Annotated in this window: 12 protein-coding genes; 9 read left to right on the top strand and 3 right to left on the bottom strand. The window is 60.5% G+C overall.

Annotated features, from left to right (window positions below; all coding sequences use genetic code 11):
* Nucleotides 1-46: 46 nt before the first annotated feature.
* From ABWV89_RS01530 to ABWV89_RS01500, 7 genes are all read left to right on the top strand, one after another.
* Nucleotides 47-1,012: a glycosyltransferase family 2 protein gene (locus tag ABWV89_RS01530; protein ID WP_353393526.1), complete on the top strand. Its 966-nt coding sequence runs from the start codon at nucleotides 47-49 to the stop codon at nucleotides 1,010-1,012.
* 9 nt (nucleotides 1,013-1,021) lie between these two features.
* Complete coding sequence (locus ABWV89_RS01525) at nucleotides 1,022-2,119, top strand: acyltransferase family protein (RefSeq protein ID WP_353393524.1); 1,098 nt, start codon at nucleotides 1,022-1,024, stop codon at nucleotides 2,117-2,119.
* Complete coding sequence (locus ABWV89_RS01520) at nucleotides 2,116-3,051, top strand: NAD-dependent epimerase/dehydratase family protein (RefSeq protein ID WP_353393522.1); 936 nt, start codon at nucleotides 2,116-2,118, stop codon at nucleotides 3,049-3,051. The genes ABWV89_RS01525 and ABWV89_RS01520 overlap by 4 nt, the downstream gene beginning before the upstream one ends.
* Nucleotides 3,048-3,608: a sugar transferase gene (locus ABWV89_RS01515; protein WP_353393520.1), complete on the top strand. Its 561-nt coding sequence runs from the start codon at nucleotides 3,048-3,050 to the stop codon at nucleotides 3,606-3,608. The genes ABWV89_RS01520 and ABWV89_RS01515 overlap by 4 nt, the downstream gene beginning before the upstream one ends.
* Nucleotides 3,609-3,661: 53 nt before the next feature.
* A complete protein-coding gene (locus tag ABWV89_RS01510) occupies nucleotides 3,662-5,611 on the top strand; it encodes a polysaccharide biosynthesis protein (protein ID WP_353393518.1) in 1,950 nt (649 codons plus the stop codon).
* 42 nt (nucleotides 5,612-5,653) lie between these two features.
* Nucleotides 5,654-6,796: a hypothetical protein gene (locus tag ABWV89_RS01505; protein ID WP_353393516.1), complete on the top strand. Its 1,143-nt coding sequence runs from the start codon at nucleotides 5,654-5,656 to the stop codon at nucleotides 6,794-6,796.
* A 91-nt stretch (nucleotides 6,797-6,887) separates the two neighbouring features.
* Nucleotides 6,888-8,867 (top strand): acyltransferase family protein, encoded by a 1,980-nt coding sequence (locus ABWV89_RS01500; protein WP_353393514.1) that lies wholly within the window; start codon nucleotides 6,888-6,890, stop codon nucleotides 8,865-8,867.
* A gap of 99 nt (nucleotides 8,868-8,966) precedes the next feature.
* Here ABWV89_RS01500 and ABWV89_RS01495 read toward each other — a convergent pair whose 3' ends face one another.
* The 3 genes from ABWV89_RS01495 to orn form a co-directional block, all read right to left on the bottom strand.
* Nucleotides 8,967-10,886, bottom strand: a complete 1,920-nt coding sequence (locus tag ABWV89_RS01495) for a DEAD/DEAH box helicase (RefSeq protein WP_353393512.1) — start codon at nucleotides 10,884-10,886, stop codon at nucleotides 8,967-8,969.
* Nucleotides 10,887-11,290: 404 nt separating this feature from the next.
* Nucleotides 11,291-12,871, bottom strand: a complete 1,581-nt coding sequence (locus ABWV89_RS01490; protein WP_353393510.1) for an inorganic phosphate transporter — start codon at nucleotides 12,869-12,871, stop codon at nucleotides 11,291-11,293.
* Nucleotides 12,872-13,007: 136 nt separating this feature from the next.
* Nucleotides 13,008-13,613, bottom strand: a complete 606-nt coding sequence (gene orn / locus ABWV89_RS01485; protein WP_353393508.1) for an oligoribonuclease — start codon at nucleotides 13,611-13,613, stop codon at nucleotides 13,008-13,010.
* A gap of 102 nt (nucleotides 13,614-13,715) precedes the next feature.
* Here orn and ABWV89_RS01480 point away from each other — a divergent pair, with 102 nt between their 5' ends.
* Complete coding sequence (locus ABWV89_RS01480; RefSeq protein WP_353393506.1) at nucleotides 13,716-14,993, top strand: M48 family metallopeptidase; 1,278 nt, start codon at nucleotides 13,716-13,718, stop codon at nucleotides 14,991-14,993.
* Nucleotides 14,994-15,010: 17 nt separating this feature from the next.
* Entirely contained in the window at nucleotides 15,011-15,967 is a 957-nt protein-coding gene (gene rsgA, locus ABWV89_RS01475; protein WP_353393504.1) for a ribosome small subunit-dependent GTPase A, read from the top strand.
* The last annotated feature ends 3 nt before the right edge of the window (nucleotides 15,968-15,970 follow it).

The following is a 15,970-nucleotide window of genomic DNA, read 5'->3' as shown; positions in this document are numbered from 1 at the left end:
GGCACTGAACCGCGCACGCGACACCGATACAGACAGGGTACTCCCGTTGAAGAAGCTCATCATTCAAATTCCGTGCTACAACGAAGCCGCCACTCTGGCCATCACCCTGGCTGACCTTCCGCGAGAAGTTCCCGGATTTGACAAGGTCGAATGGCTCATCATCGACGACGGCAGCACCGACAACACGGTGGAAGTAGCGCTGGCCAACGGTGTCGACCATGTGGTCAAGCACACCCGCAACCAGGGCCTGGCCCGCGGCTTCATGAACGGCCTCCAGGCCTGCCTGGAAAACGGTGCCGACGTCATCGTCAACACCGATGCCGACAACCAGTACAACGCAGCGGACATTCCGGCACTCACTCAACCCATCGTGGACGGCAAGGCCGACATCGTGGTGGGCGCGCGCCCGATCCAGGCCATCGAGCACTTCAGTCCGATCAAGAAGTTGCTGCAAAAACTGGGCAGCTGGGTCGTGCGTGTGGCCTCCAAGACCGACATCCCTGATGCGCCCAGTGGCTTTCGCGCCATCAGCCGTGCCGCCGCCCAGCGGCTCACCGTTTTCAGCGACTACACCTATACGCTGGAGACCATCATCCAGGCAGGCCAGAAAAACATGGCCATCACGTCGGTGCCGATTCGCGTCAATGGCGATTTGCGGCCGTCCCGGCTGGTCAAGAGCATCAGCTCATACATCCGGCGCAGCATCGTCACCATCATCCGCGTCTTCGTCATTTACCGCCCTTTCCGCTTTTTCGGTACGGTCGGCCTGGTGACCTTCGGTGCCGGCTTCCTGATTGGCCTGCGGTTCCTCTACAAATGGCTCGTCAGCGACGGTGGTTATGACGGCCACGTGCAGTCGTTGATCCTGGCCAGCTCATTGATGATCATCGGTTTTCACACGTTGCTGATTGCCTTCGTGGCCGATCTGCAGGCAGCCAACCGCAAGCTGCTCGAGGAAATCCGCTCTCTCACGCTGGAAGCACGCGACAGTCAGAAGTCCAGCAAGGACTGATCAGGCGACATGTCGAGCACGACGACACAGGCCACGCCACAGTCCACAGGGCGGATCACCTGGATCGATTCCGCCAAGGGACTGGGCATTGCGCTCATCGTGCTCGGCCACATCACATCCGTGAGCGACCCGTCGGCGCTGTACGTCTACATCTACGCCTTCCACGTCCCGCTGTTTTTCTTCATCTCCGGCCTGACGCTCAAGCCAGGACGTCATGGCTTTGGCCACATGCTGGCCGCCAAGGCCAAGACACTCCTGCTCCCCTACTTTGTCTACGCCATGCTGGGGTACGCGTTTTATCTGGCGGGCTACCTCGCAGCACTCAAGCTCAACCTCCAACTCGAGCAGTTCCGCTACGGGCTCTGGCCGCCTCTGCTGGGCGTGTTCTACGGCTCACTGGGTGACGGTCATCTGGTCAACGCCCCGGTCTGGTTCATTGTTTCCCTGTTCTGCGCGTTTGTGATGGGCTGGGCCATCAACACCTGGATCCGTCTGACAGTGGTTCGCTGGGCATTCGTCGCCGTCATTGCCGCCATCGGCTACTGGGTCTCGCGTGAAATCAAGCTGCCATGGAGCCTGGGGCCAGCCATGGTCGGGCTGGTCTTCCTGCAGGGAGGCTTTGAATACGCACAGAACATGCGCCGCCAAGCCAGCAAGGTGAGCCTCTGGATTGGCTTCGGCCTGCTGGTGGCAGGGTCCTTCTTCGCCATGTCCAACGGTTTCGTCACCTTGGCTGAAGTTGTGCTGGGCAACCCGGCGCGCTATCTGGCCCATGGTTTCATCGGGCTGTTCATGGTCATCTACTTCTGCCGAGCACTCGGCGAACGCGGCCAATGGCTCGCCTGGTTGGGGCAGTACAGCATGGCCATCATGGTCATTCACATGCTGATCATCAAATCCATGAAGGTGGTGCTTGCATTCGCCCTGCACACCTCCATCGCCGAAATCGAGGCCAACTGGGTATTGAGCGCGGGCGTGTTGCTGGCCACCTGCGTTGCACTGGTTCCCGCTGTGTTCATCATGGAGCGCTTCCTGCCCTTTACCCTGGGCAGCGCCAGCGCACAACGCTCCAAGTCAGCTGGCCGCGCTGCCCCGGCATCCGCATGATTGGCATCACAGGCGCAACCGGCTTTGTCGGGCAGGCACTCTGCCGCGAAATGATGGCGCGCCAGCTTGTCTGGCGTGGCTTTTCCCAAAGTGGGAAGCCTGTCCTGGGCGTACCCACGCAAAGCCTGTCCCTGGCCCCGGAAACCGATTGGCGCGGTGCTCTGCAAGGCCTGGAATGCGTCATTCATTGCGCCGCGCGCGTCCACCAGATGGATGCCTCGGCAGCAGCCGACGAGCAAGCCTTTCAGCGCATCAACACCCACGGCACCGTGCGACTGGCCCAGTCCGCCGCTGACGCCGGCGTGCGACGCCTGATCTTCCTCAGCTCCGTCAAGGCCATGGGCGAGTACACACTGCCTGGACACCCTTTTCAACACGACACCAAGGCAGAGCCCCAGGATGCGTATGGCCGCTCCAAACTGGACGCAGAGAAGGGCCTGCACGCAGTGGCCCGGGCCACCGGCATCGAGATCGTTGTGGTTCGTCCACCCCTTGTCTATGGCCCGGGTGTGGGAGCGAATTTCCGCGCATTGATGCGCGCCGTTGCCAGAGGCATTCCCCTGCCCCTTGAAAAGGTCGACAACCGCCGCTCTCTGATCGGCGTCCAGAATCTGGCCGACCTGCTCTTGGCGGCTGCCAGGCATCCGGGGGCCGCAGGGCAGACGTTTCTGGCCTCCGACGGTGAAGACCTGTCAACGCCCGACCTGATCCGGCGCCTGGCCAAAGCCATGGGCCGACCAGCACGCCTGCTTCCTGTCCCTTCGAGCTGGCTGGGCATGGGCGCGCGCATGGTGGGCAAAAGCGCCCAATGGGAGCGGCTCAGCCAGAGCCTGCAGGTCGACATCGGGCATACTATGCAGGTTATGGACTGGAAGCCCAAATGGTCGGTTCAGCAAGGCCTCGAGCTGACTGTTGGCGACGTCCTGCGATGAAAAGACTGTTCGATTTGTCGCTGGCCCTGATCGCTGCTCTCGTGCTGGCCTTGCCCATGTTGGTCGTCGCCCTGTTGGTCCGGCTGACCTCGCCCGGCCCGGCCCTCTACTGGAGCGACCGTGTCGGCAAGGACAACCGCCTTTTTCGAATGCCCAAATTCCGCAGCATGCGCATCGATACCCCGGCCGTAGCGACACATCTGCTTCAGGATCCGAAGCAGTACCTGACGCCCATCGGCAACTTCCTGCGCAAGAGCAGCCTGGACGAGCTGCCCCAACTGTGGAATATCCTGACAGGTGACATGAGCTTTGTCGGGCCCCGGCCAGCTCTGTTCAACCAGGACGACCTGGTCGCCTTGAGAACCGAAAGAGGGATCCACGAGCTGGTGCCAGGCCTCACAGGCTGGGCGCAGATCAACGGCCGCGACGAGCTGCCCATTCCCCAGAAAGTGGCCCTGGATGAGCACTATCTGAAACACCAGACGCTGTTCATGGATCTCAGGATCCTCTTTCTGACTTTCTGGCGCGTAGTGGCCAGACATGGCGTCACGCACTGACAGAACGACTGACTGATGGCACTTTTTTCAACTCCAACCCAGACGAGGCCGGTTTGCTGAACAAGCTGGCACTGCCCATCCTGGGTATTCCCAGACCCGCCAAACGCGTGATCGTGTTGGCAGTGGACGCGGCGCTATGTGTGCTGACCGTCTGGCTGGCGTATTACCTGCGCCTGGGTGACTGGGTCATGCTGGGCAACAGCAACAGCTTCTGGCAGCCCAAGTGGGCCGTCGCAGGTGCGCTGGTTCTGGCGCTGCCCATCTTCATCGTCAATGGCTTCTACCGTGCCATCTTCCGGTACTCCGGCCTGACCGCGCTGGTCACCGTCATCAAGGCATGCGCCATTTATGGTGTGCTCTACGCCACGATCTTCACCGCGATCAGTGTTGAGGGTGTGCCTCGCACTGTCGGCATCATTCAGCCCATCCTTCTCCTCCTGACGGTGGGCGCATCCCGGCTGCTGGCCCGGTTCTGGCTGGGTGGCCTCTACCACAATGTTCTGATGCAGGCGAGCCTGCCCAAGGTGCTGATCTACGGCGCGGGCAATGCCGGGCGACAGCTCGCCGCTGCCATGTCCAACAGCAACGAGATGAGGGTGGTGGGATTTCTCGACGATGACGACCGCCTGCACGGGCATGTGCTCAACGGTCTCCCCATCTACAGCCCCAAGGACCTGGAATCACTTGTCCCTGCGCTGCAGATCGCGACCGTGCTGCTTGCGATCCCATCAGTCAACCGCCGACGGCGCAACGAGCTGATCGAGCAAATGCTCAAGGCACACGTACAGGTTCGCACGCTGCCCAGCGTGAGCGGCCTGGCCAAGGGCACCGTCAGTACCTCCGACCTGCGCGAACTGGAAATTGACGACCTTCTGGGCCGCGAGCCCGTTACACCCAACCACATCCTCCTGGGCAAGAACATTGCGGGCAAGAACGTGCTCGTCACTGGCGCCGGCGGTTCGATCGGCAGCGAACTGTGCCGTCAGATCATCGACCTGTCACCTCATACACTGGTGCTGGTCGAGCAAAGCGAATTTGCGCTGTTCGAGATCCATCAGGAACTGCAGTCCCGGCACCCGCAGTCAGAGACATTGCTCGTGCCTCTTCTCGCCTCAGTGCGTGATGCAAAAACCATGGATGAAATCATGGCCGCATGGAAGCCGGAGACGGTCTATCATGCGGCCGCCTACAAGCACGTCCCGCTGGTGGAGCACAATCCTGTCGAGGGCATTCGCAACAACACACTGGGGACGAAGGTCACCGCTGAAGCTGCTGCGCGACATGGTGTTGCCGACTTCGTGCTTATCAGCACGGACAAGGCCGTTCGCCCCACGAACATCATGGGAGCGAGCAAGCGGCTGGCGGAAATGGTGCTGCAAGCCATGGCTGACGATGGGAAGTACAGTGGCACGCGGTTTTCCATGGTGCGGTTTGGCAACGTCCTGGGTTCGTCAGGCTCTGTCGTACCCAGGTTCCGCCAACAGATCAGGGATGGTGGGCCCATCACCCTGACTCACCCCGAGATCACGCGCTACTTCATGACCATTCCCGAAGCCGCGCAGCTTGTCATTCAGGCAGGTGCCATGGCCAAGGGTGGAGACGTTTTTGTGCTGGACATGGGCGAACCGGTCAAGATCCGCGATCTTGCCGTGCGCATGGTGGAACTTTCCGGCCTGACCGTCCGCGACGAAGACCACCCGGAAGGTGATATCGAGATTCGCGTCACCGGTCTCAGGCCGGGGGAGAAACTGTTCGAAGAGCTGCTCATCGGCGACAACCCGCAGTCGACGCCCCACCCGCGCATCATGAAAGCCCACGAAGAGTACTTGCACATGCCGCAACTTCAACAAGCGCTTGAACAGCTCAACGCATCGTTGAATGCAGCGGACCTGCCCGCCATCAGCGCATTTCTCGGGAACATGGTCTCCGGTTTCAAGTCTCAGGAAAAGAAGCCGGAATGGTCGCACACGCAGCCCGACGGCAGAGATCGCTACGTCCTCTGACGGCCCAACGTGAACACAAGCAACGCCAAACGCACAAAGCCCATGAACACGAAACAAACCCATCGAATCGGCCTGGTTGGTACAGGTTTCATTGCCAGCGGTTTTTCGCGCCTGATCACCAAGCACACGCCCGACATGGTCTTGTCCAAAGTACTGACGCGGCGTCCGCTGGACAAGGCTGACGGCTACCCGTACCCAGAGCTGCTCACGCACTCTGTACAGGAGATGATCGACAACAGCGACATCATCGTGGAATGCAGTGGCGATGTGCTGCACTCCACCGACGTCATTGCCGAGGCACTCAAAGCGGGCAAACCTGTCGTGACCATGAACTCCGAGTTTCATGTCACCACCGGCTCCTACTTTGCCGACAAGGGCCTGCTCACCGAGGCAGAAGGTGATCAGCCAGGCTGTATTGCTGCCTTGCACGAGGAAGCGGTCTCCATGGGCTTTACCCCGCTGGTGTACGGCAACATGAAGGGGTTTCTCAACCACACCCCCACGCCTGAAGAAATGGCCTATTGGGCGGGCAAGCAGGGTATCAGCGTTGAGCAGACCACCTCCTTCACCGACGGCACCAAAATCCAGATCGAACAAGCCTTTGTGGCCAACGGCCTGGACGCTACCGTGACGCGCCAGGGGATGGAAGGCCCCAAGTCACCCGAGATTCCCAAGGCAGCGGTTGAACTGGCCCGTCTCGCCGCAGAACTCGGTCATCCCATCTCCGACTACGTGCTCTCGCCCGGCAACGCAGGCGTGTTCGTCGTTGGTACCCACGATGCAGATGAATGGAAGGCGCTGACCTACCTCAAACTGGGAGATGGCCCGTACTACGTGCTGTCCAAGATGTTCCACCTCTGCCAGTACGAAATCGTCAAAACGCTTCGCCGCGTGATCAATGGCGGTGGCGTGTTGCTCAACAACTCCACCAAACCCGCCGTCACCGTGGTGGCCATCGCCAAGCACGCTATGAAGGCCGGCACCCGCATCGACCGTGCGATTGGGGGCTTCCAGCTGCGCGGCGAAGCCGCCCGGATCGAGGATGTCAAAGGCCACGTGCCGATCGGCATGGTGCAGCAAGCCACCCTCACCCGCGACATCGAGCCTGGCGAAATGCTCATGTTTGGTGATGTGGACCTGCCACAAACCCTTGCACTCGATATTGCGCACAAGCTCTACGACTGAAGCGCTGTGACGGCCCGACGGACTGCCTGGCCCGTCGGCCGCTGAACTCCTGCCAGCGCCGACGCGCGCTGACACTGCCCTGTCTGCCCTGATGACTTCGACTTCACTGAACGACCACTACCGGCCCGACATCGATGGCATGCGCGCCATCGCCGTGGTGGCCGTGGTGATTCACCACGCCTTCCCGCAAGCCTTCAAAGGTGGCTTCGTCGGCGTGGATATTTTCTTCGTCCTCTCCGGATACCTGATCAGCTCCATCATCCTGGGGCAGATGCGCAAGGACAAGTTCAGCTTTGCCAATTTCTATGCCCGCCGGATCAAGCGCATCTTCCCGGCCTTGCTGCTCGTCCTGATCACCACGCTGGTCATGGGCTGGTACATCCTGATCCCGAACGACTACCGGGCACTGGGCAAACACGTGTTTGCGGGAAGCACCTTCCTGTCCAACTTTGCGTTCTGGCGCGAAGCGGGCTATTTCGATGCAGCCTCGGCCTCCAAACCGCTCCTGCATCTCTGGTCACTGGCCATCGAGGAGCAGTTCTACCTCTTCTGGCCACTGCTGTTGCTCGCTGTCACGAAGCTCAGATGGAACCCCATCCGTTTCGTCTTCATCGTATTGGTGTTGTCTTTCGCCTTCAACCTGGTGATGGTCCGCTCCGATTTGACTGCTGCTTTTTACAACCCCCTTTCCCGCTTCTGGGAGCTCATGATTGGCGCCTTGCTGGCAGCCATGCACACTTATCAGGTTGGCTGGTCGGGGCTGCTGCGCCTGCCCAGAGGCCTGCCACATGAGGTACACAGGTTTGCGCCCGAGTCCGCCAAGGGCACCTGGCTGGCATGGGCAGGCGTTGCGCTCCTGGTTGTGGTTTTCGCCACCGTTCACCCCGAACGCAAATTTCCAGGCGGATGGGCGCTACTGCCCACGGTTGGCACGGTGCTGCTGATCGCTGCGGGCCCGCACGCCTGGTTCAACCGCCACATCCTGGCCAGCAAACCGTTTGTCTGGATTGGCCTGATCAGCTACCCCCTCTATCTGTGGCACTGGCCCTTCATGGCCTATGCCTACGTACGCGCCGGCGAGCACCCACCTGCCGCTGAAATGTGGGGATGGATAGCGCTGGCCGTGGTGCTTTCCTGGCTGACCTACGTCCTCTTTGAAATCCCGGTTCGGTTCGGCCGATTCAACCGTCGCGCCACCACCATCGTTCTGAGCTTGCTGATGGTGGGTGTGGCCAGCGCCGGGCTCTACACCTACAGGCAAAACGGTTTCGACGAACGTTTCCCCCAGATTGTTCGCACGATGATGAGCAAAGGCGGTAAATCCGCCGTGATTGAAGGCTGGCGCGACGGAGACTGCATGCTTGACTTCAAAGTCAAGCCGTCGGCCTACAAGGACTTCTGTATCGAGAAGAAGCGCCCGCTGATTTTCCTGTGGGGCGACTCCCATGCCGGCTCGCTTTATCCGGGCTTCAAGGCGCTGAAGGAGTCGGGCAAGTACGAATTTGGTCTGGGTGAACGCGCCGCCGCCACCTGCCCTCCCATTCTCGACTTCGAGTCACGACCATTGTGCAAGTCGCTCAATGACAGCAACATCGAAGCCATCCGCCGGTCCAGGCCAGATGTGGTCATCCTGTACGCGTACTGGCATCACCCTCGCTACCGGCTGACCAATCTTGCGCGAACGGTACAAGAGATCAAGAAGGCCGGCGTGCCTCGCATCATCCTGCTCGGCGCCGTGCCGTACTGGAAAAAACCGCTGCCACAGATCCTGCTGGAAAAATGGAAGGAAGGTCCACCGCTGGCCATGCCACCGATGCGTATCAAGGATGGCCTGGACCCCAAGCTTGACCAGATCACCGAAGAGATGAAAAAGCGCTCTGCCCAGATGGGCATTGAATTTGTCTCTGGCAAACAGTTCTTCTGCAATGATGAAGGTTGCCTGACACGCATCAGCGAAGACGCGCAGCAACCCCTGAGCTATGACTACGGTCACCTCACCACGGGTGCCGCGGCCTACTACGTCGACAAGCTGGCCCCATTCATCTTCAAGCCACCGACTGTCAAGCAGTAGGACTGCCAGGGCTGGTGCCTTGCGCTGGACAACAAAAAAGGCCACGGCATGCCGTGGCCTTTTTTGTGGTTGGTGGGCACCGCAGCGCCCATCCATTGGTCAGCGCGAACGCGCCGGGCGATTGTTACCGCCTCCAAAACCGCCACCGTTGCGGCGACCTTGCTCGCCACCACCTGAGCGGCGGGCATTCGCACCGCCATTGTTGCGGCCAAAATCACCACCAAAGCGTTGACCACCGTTACCATTACCGCCGCCACGGTACTCGTTTCCACCCCGAAAGTCGTTGCGGTCACGGAAATCCTGACGATCGCCAGAGCGACCACGCTGGTCACGCTGCTGACCGCGCGGTGCGTCAAATTGACGCTCGCGATCGAATCGCCCTTCGCCGCGACCACCTGCATGATGCTGGCTATGACCGCCTCCGAAGCCGCGGCCTTCACCCCGGCCGTGCCCCTGACCACGGCGATCGTCATCGCGGAAGCCACCTTGAGCGCGTTGACCGCCGAAGCCCCCACGCTGATCACCATCGGCGCGACGTGGGCGGTTGCCACGGAAGTCACCGCCACCATTACGACCACCGCGACCTTGTGGACGGCCGTTGCCGCGGGGAGCAGAGCGGTACACCGGCTGGGTCGGCTCCATGCCGGCAACCGTTTTCTCTTCAAAGCGCTGACGGGTGTAGGCCTCGATATCACCAATGCGGCGGCGATCCCGGAATTCGGCAAAGGTGATGGCCAGACCCGAACGGCCGGCGCGACCCGTGCGACCAATCCGGTGGGTGTAATCCTCAGCCTTCATCGGCAGGCCGAAATTGAACACGTGGGTGATGGTCGGCACATCGATGCCGCGCGCAGCCACATCGGTGGCCACCAGAATCTGAACCTGCCCATTGCGCAGAGCCATCAGGCGGCGATTGCGCAAACCCTGGCTCAGTGCACCATGCAGTGCCACAGCGGCAAAGCCGGCCTGCTGAAGGTCCTCGGCCAGCCCGTCGCACTCGATCTGGGTGCTGGCGAACACGATAGCCTGATCGATCGAGGCATCGCGCAGCCAATGGTCAAGCAGGCGACGCTTGTGAGCGAAGTTATCGGCCCAGTACAGTGACTGCGTGATGTTGGCGTGACGCTCCTGAGGGGAGTCAATCTGCACCTTCTGCACATGTTGGCCGCCCTCATGCATGACTCGCATGGCCAATTGCTGAATGCGTGGTGCGAAGGTGGCACTGAACATCAAGGTCTGGCGACGCTGGGAAGTGAGGTTGTTGATCTCGGCTAGATCGTCGGAGAAGCCCAGGTCGAGCATCCGATCGGCCTCATCCACCACCAGGAACTGCACTTCAGAGAGCTTGATCTGGCTGGAACGCTGCAGGTCAAGCAGACGACCTGGCGTGGCCACCACCAGATCTGCGTTTTGCAGGCGCGCGACCTGCACGTGGTAAGGCATGCCGCCCACCACACTGGCCACACGCAGACCACGGCAGTGGCGAACCAGATCAATGGCGTCATGCGCCACCTGCTGTGCCAGCTCGCGGGTCGGGCACAACACCAGTGCGCCTGGCGTTGCCGCCTTGAAGTTGCGTGGATCCTTGGGGTTGCGACGCTTGGGCTTGCGTGGCGGGTTTTCTCCGTTGGCCAACGCGTCCGCAGCCGCTTTTTCCTGCGCCTGACGCTCACGCTCAAATGCAGCTTCTTTCTGCTCGATCAGGGTGTGCAACACAGGCAGGAGAAAAGCGGCAGTCTTGCCGCTACCCGTCTGGCTGGACACCATCAGGTCGGCATAACGTTGCCTGGACTCATCGCCTTCCATCTCCCGCGATGATGGAACTGCAATGGTTGACACCGGGATGACCTTGCTCTGCACCGGCGTTGGCTCGGTGTAGCCCAGGTCTCGAACAGCGGCCAACAGTTCTTCGCGCAAGCCCAGCTTGGCAAATCCGTTGGCAGTGCTCTCCGGCGCTTGGATGGTGTTCTCGATTTCCGGCTGCACAGAGCTGCCGGCCGATTCAAATTCGGTCGTCATGACGCGATTCGCTTCCTGCGCACATAGGCGCTTTACTTGGGCAGCGAACCGGGCAGCCGCGAGCGAACTCGTCTGGAACAGACGCGCGCCGGCGGGCCCGATTGTTGGCCCGATTGATGGTTCATCCGACATCAACCATCAAACGGTCAGCGCGTCATCTTTTCGGGCCGGCATGGCGCCAGCGCGTTGGAAGATACGAAGGGCCTTGGTATTTCATTACCCACCTGGCCACGTGGGCTGGTCGGGTATGGCGCCCCCACTCATGCGGAAAGAGGGCAAAGGCCGGTTGTCAGAGGCAGATGCAAGTTGTAGCTTCTATCGCCTGACCCCTTGCTTGGAAATTCAGGCGAAGCTGGGATTCTCCCACAAACAAGGGAAAACCCCAAGCTTTTTCGAAAAATATCTCAAGCCATCACGGCCGCAACCACATTGAACAAAATGGCGGCCAGCACCGCGGTGGCTGGCACGGTGATGATCCAGGCAGCCACAATGCGCATGACCGCTGAGCGTTTCACCAACTCCTTTTTGTAGGCCTTCTTGAAGGCTTTGCGCTCAGACTTGTCAAAAACAGCGCCTTCTGCCTGGGCATTCGCCTTGGCGCGTTTTTTCATGTCTGCCAGCATCTTCTTCTTTTCCTTGACCTCCGCCGCTTCGAAGCGCTGAAGGTAGGCCTCCACCTCCGCACGGTCTTCACCCTGGTGGCCGGCAAACACCGTGGCTTCCATCTTGGCGTAGTTCACCTTCAGAAGCTCCCGCAGGAAGCCCACGCCAAACACCGCGCCGATAGAGATATGTGTCGTAGAGACCGGCATGCCCAACTGGGAAGCGGCAATCACGGTCAAGGTCGCGGCCATGGCGATGGAGTAAGCGCGCATGTTGTCCAGCTCGGTGATCTCCTTGCCCACTGTCTTGATCAGTCGGGCGCCGTACAGTGCAAGCCCGGCAGCCAGGCCCGCTGCACCCAGGCCCAGAATCCAGAGTGGCGTGGGCGCCTTGGTCGCCACGGCTCCGGTACGCACAGCCTCGAAAATGGCTGCCAGAGGGCCGACCGCATTCGCCACGTCGTTGGCGCCGTGCGCAAAACTGAGAAGCGCTGCGGAACACACCAATGGCCAGACAAAAAGACGGTTGACCCCACCTTTGGAGTTTTCCTGGCGTTGTGCCTGCCGGGCGATGATGCCCTTGACCAGAGCCCAGACAATCAGGCCGACGACAAAGCCGACACCAATGGCCATACCAAAGCTCACCTTGAACACATGCTTGAGGCCCTTGACCTGCATGTAGGTGGCAAACGCCCAGGCCATCACGGCGATGAGCCACGGCACCACCTTCGTGGCTGCTGCCGTCATGTCGGAGCGATAGGTGATGCTTCGCTTGATCAGGTACAGGAAGCCGGCGGCGATGGCACCACCGAGCACAGGTGAGACGACCCAGCTGGCCACGATGGAGCCAATTGTGCTCCAGTTGACCAGATCCCAGCCTCCGGCGGCAATGCCCGCCCCCATCACCGCACCAATGATGGAGTGGGTTGTCGAGACAGGTGCGCCAATGGCCGTGGCGAGGTGCAACCACAGTGCGCCCGCCATCAAGGCTGCAAACATGACCAGCGCGAACCGCCCGGCCTCGGCAATCTGGGCAGTGTCAATGATCCCGCCCTTGATGGTCTTGACCACATCACCACCTGCAACGATGGCGCCCAACGCCTCGAACACGGCAGCGAGCAGGATGGCCCAGCCCATCGTGATGGCCCCTGAACCCACCGATGGTCCCATGTTGTTGGCCACATCGTTGGCCCCGATGTTCATGGCCATGTAGCCACCGACCACTGCCGAGACGATCAACAACCAGACAGAGGCACCGGAGAGACCAGCGAAATTGGCGCCGGTCGCGGATGCGTAAAGGCCGACCAGCAGCAGAAACAGGACAGACGCGCCCAGCTGCAGGACGTCACGGTAACGATTGAGGGTTTTGGATCGGTTCTTCATGGCAAGAAATTCGTTTGTCACGATTTTGACATGCAAATGTCACAAATCGTCAATGACTCACCCTGCTTTCTTTCATTGTTCTTTGCACGCGTCTGTTCACTGGGCGCACCCTGCTGCCCCGACCGTGCCGGCAGGCTTATCGGAGGAAATGCTCCCGGTAATGCTGCAATTCGTCGATCGACTCATGAACATCAGCCAGCGCCGTGTGCTTCTGGTGCTTCTTGAATGCCGAAAACACCTCTGGACGCCAGCGTTTGGCCAGCTCTTTGAGGGTGCTGACATCAAGGCACCGGTAATGGAAGTAGGCTTCCAGTTTGGGCATGTACTTGACCAGAAAGCGCCGGTCCTGGCTGATGGTGTTGCCACACATGGGTGAACCGTTCCTGGGCACATACCGGGAAATGAAGGCCAGCAGTTCGGCTTGAGCATCTTCCTCGCTCAAGGTGCTGCTGCGCACCTTGTCGATCAGGCCGCTGCGGCCATGGGTACCCTTGTTCCAGGCGTCCATCGCATCCAGTACGGCATCCGCCTGGTGGATCACCAGCACCGGGCCTTCGACGCGTGGCGCCAGATCTGGCCCGGTGATCACCACGGCAATTTCCAGCAGGCGCTCCTTTTCAGGGTCCAGCCCGCTCATTTCGCAGTCGAGCCAGATCAGATTCTGGTCACTTTTGGCCAGAGTCGCCTCGGCCGATTCCGGCGCTTCGGCGCCTGCACTTGCTGTCTGGGTGTTTTCCGTCATAACCCTCTATTCTCGCCCATTCCGTTCAGTGCAGCCATTTTCCCGGATCGGCCTTTTGGCTGACAATCTTCCAAGCGCCATGGACTCCGATAGACTCACGCCATGCAAGACATGCCCTCCGTTCTGACCAACGTCTTCTGTGGCCTCCTGATCCTGGTTCTGGTGGTGAAGACTGTTCTCGCTTCACGCCAGATACGCCATGTGGCGCGCCACCGCCACGCCGTTCCCTCGGCCTTCAGCGACACCATCACGCTGGAGGCGCACCAGAAGGCGGCCGACTACACCATCGCCAAGACCCGGTTTGGCATTCTGGACAATGCGCTTGACGTCGCCATCCTTCTTGGCTGGACCCTCCTGGGAGGGCTCGACTGGCTCAATGGGGCACTACTGGAACTCATGGGCCCAGGAATGTGGCAACAACTTTCGCTGCTCGGAGCGTTTTCGCTCATCGGAGCCGTCATTTCCTTGCCCATGGGCTGGTGGGCGACCTTCCGACTCGAAGAGCGCTTCGGCTTTAACAAGATGAGCGTCGGCCTCTGGCTTGGAGACATGGTCAAAGGCGGCATTGTGGGGGCCTTGATTGGCGGACCTGTCGCGGCTGTCGTGCTCTGGCTGATGAACGCAGCAGGTCAGACATGGTGGCTTTGGGCCTGGGGCGTCTGGATGGTGTTCAGCCTGGCCATGCTGGTGGTCTACCCCACCGTGATCGCGCCACTGTTCAACAAATTCGAACCGCTGGAAGACGAGACCCTCAAGTCCCGGGTCGAGGTGCTCATGAAGCGGTGCGGATTTGCCGCCAAGGGTTTGTTTGTGATGGATGGAAGCCGACGCAGTGCGCACGCCAATGCCTACTTCTCTGGCTTTGGTGCGGCCAAGCGCGTGGTCTTTTTCGATACGCTGCTCAAGCAGCTTGCCCCGGCAGAGATTGATGCTGTGCTTGCACACGAACTGGGTCACTACAAGCGTCGACACATTCTTCAACGCACGGTCCTGATGTTTTCGCTGAGCCTGGCTGGTTTCGGACTGCTGGGCTGGCTCGCCGCCCAGCCCTGGTTCTATCTGGGACTGGGCGTACGCCCCAGTCTGGAAGGCCCCAATGACGCCCTCGCCATCATTCTGTTCCTGATGGCGGTTCCACTGCTGACCTACTTCCTGTCCCCCATGATGGCTCAGCTCTCACGCAAGCATGAGTTCGAGGCAGACGCCTATGCCGTCGAACACACCAACGGCGCCGATCTCTCCAACGCATTGCTCAAACTTTACAAGGACAATGCGAACACCTTGACGCCTGACCCTGCCTTTGTGCGCTTCTACTACTCGCACCCACCGGCCAGCGAACGCATCGCTCGCCTCAACCCCACCTCCGCTTCTGCGGCCTGAGTAATCGGAGCGACTGATTGAGTTCTGCCCATACCCAAGAAGGACTGGTGGTCGGGAGCCACGGGCGACATTGCCTGGTCGAGTCAGCTGATGGAACACGCCGCATCTGTCACGCCAAAGGCAAGAAGAACCAGACAGTGGTGGGTGACCGCGTCAGCTGGCTAGCCTCCGCCGACGAAGGGCGCATCGAGACCGTTCTGCCAAGGCGCAACCTGATGTACCGGCAGGACGAGATGCGCACCAAGTCATTTGCTGCCAATATCGATCAGGTGCTCGTGCTCCTGGGCGCCGAGCCCGAGTTCTCAGAGCGGCAACTGGCCCGAGCCTTGATTGCGGCGGAAGCGGAAGGCATTGACGTCGCAGTTGCGCTGAACAAGCAGGACGTCCAACCCGCATTTGATCGCGCCTGGCAACGCCTCTCTCCCTATCGATCCATGGGCTACGCCGTCATGCCACTGGCCATGAAGCCGGACTCTGGAGAAGCACCGGCCGGAGCAGCCGAGCTGAAAAACTGGCTATCAGGCAAAACAACGCTGGTACTGGGCCCGTCTGGCGCAGGGAAAAGCACTCTGGTCAACCATTGTGTACCCCATGCACAAGCACAGACCGGCGAGATTTCCCGGGCGCTCAATTCCGGCAAGCACACCACCACCAGTACCACCTGGTACTGGCTGGACGACGAGCACAAGGCGGCGCTGATCGATTCGCCGGGGTTTCAGGAGTTTGGCCTGCGGCACATCGAGCCCATGGATTTGCCGCGCTGGATGCCTGATCTGAGGGCCCACCTCGGCGAGTGCCGTTTTCACAACTGCACCCATTTGCACGAACCCGGTTGTGGTGTGCGAGAGCATGTCGCCGAGGATGGCGAGAGTGCTGCCTCACCCAATGGCCTGGCGCAGCAGGCGATACACCCCAACCGCTACCAGATTTATGCCGAACTGTTTGCGGAACTGACCGAGCCACCGCGCTACTGAGTC

This window comes from Hydrogenophaga sp. 5NK40-0174 (genome assembly GCF_040372165.1).
Lineage (GTDB): Bacteria > Pseudomonadota > Gammaproteobacteria > Burkholderiales > Burkholderiaceae_C > Hydrogenophaga.
The sequence above is the reverse complement of the archived record's forward strand: the minus strand, read 5'-3'. Positions and strand labels throughout refer to the sequence as shown.

What these genes read in the sequence shown, in the direction of transcription:
- ABWV89_RS01525 (WP_353393524.1), top strand. Translation starts at nt 1,022, where the DNA reads ATGTCGAGCACGACGACACAGGCCACGCCACAGTCCACAGGGCGGATC.
- ABWV89_RS01520 (WP_353393522.1), top strand. Translation starts at nt 2,116, where the DNA reads ATGATTGGCATCACAGGCGCAACCGGCTTTGTCGGGCAGGCACTCTGC.
- ABWV89_RS01515 (WP_353393520.1), top strand. Translation starts at nt 3,048, where the DNA reads ATGAAAAGACTGTTCGATTTGTCGCTGGCCCTGATCGCTGCTCTCGTG.
- ABWV89_RS01505 (WP_353393516.1), top strand. Translation starts at nt 5,654, where the DNA reads ATGAACACGAAACAAACCCATCGAATCGGCCTGGTTGGTACAGGTTTC.
- ABWV89_RS01500 (WP_353393514.1), top strand. Translation starts at nt 6,888, where the DNA reads ATGACTTCGACTTCACTGAACGACCACTACCGGCCCGACATCGATGGC.
- ABWV89_RS01495 (WP_353393512.1), bottom strand. Translation starts at nt 10,886, where the DNA reads ATGACGACCGAATTTGAATCGGCCGGCAGCTCTGTGCAGCCGGAAATC.
- ABWV89_RS01490 (WP_353393510.1), bottom strand. Translation starts at nt 12,871, where the DNA reads ATGAAGAACCGATCCAAAACCCTCAATCGTTACCGTGACGTCCTGCAG.
- orn (WP_353393508.1), bottom strand. Translation starts at nt 13,613, where the DNA reads ATGACGGAAAACACCCAGACAGCAAGTGCAGGCGCCGAAGCGCCGGAA.
- ABWV89_RS01480 (WP_353393506.1), top strand. Translation starts at nt 13,716, where the DNA reads ATGCAAGACATGCCCTCCGTTCTGACCAACGTCTTCTGTGGCCTCCTG.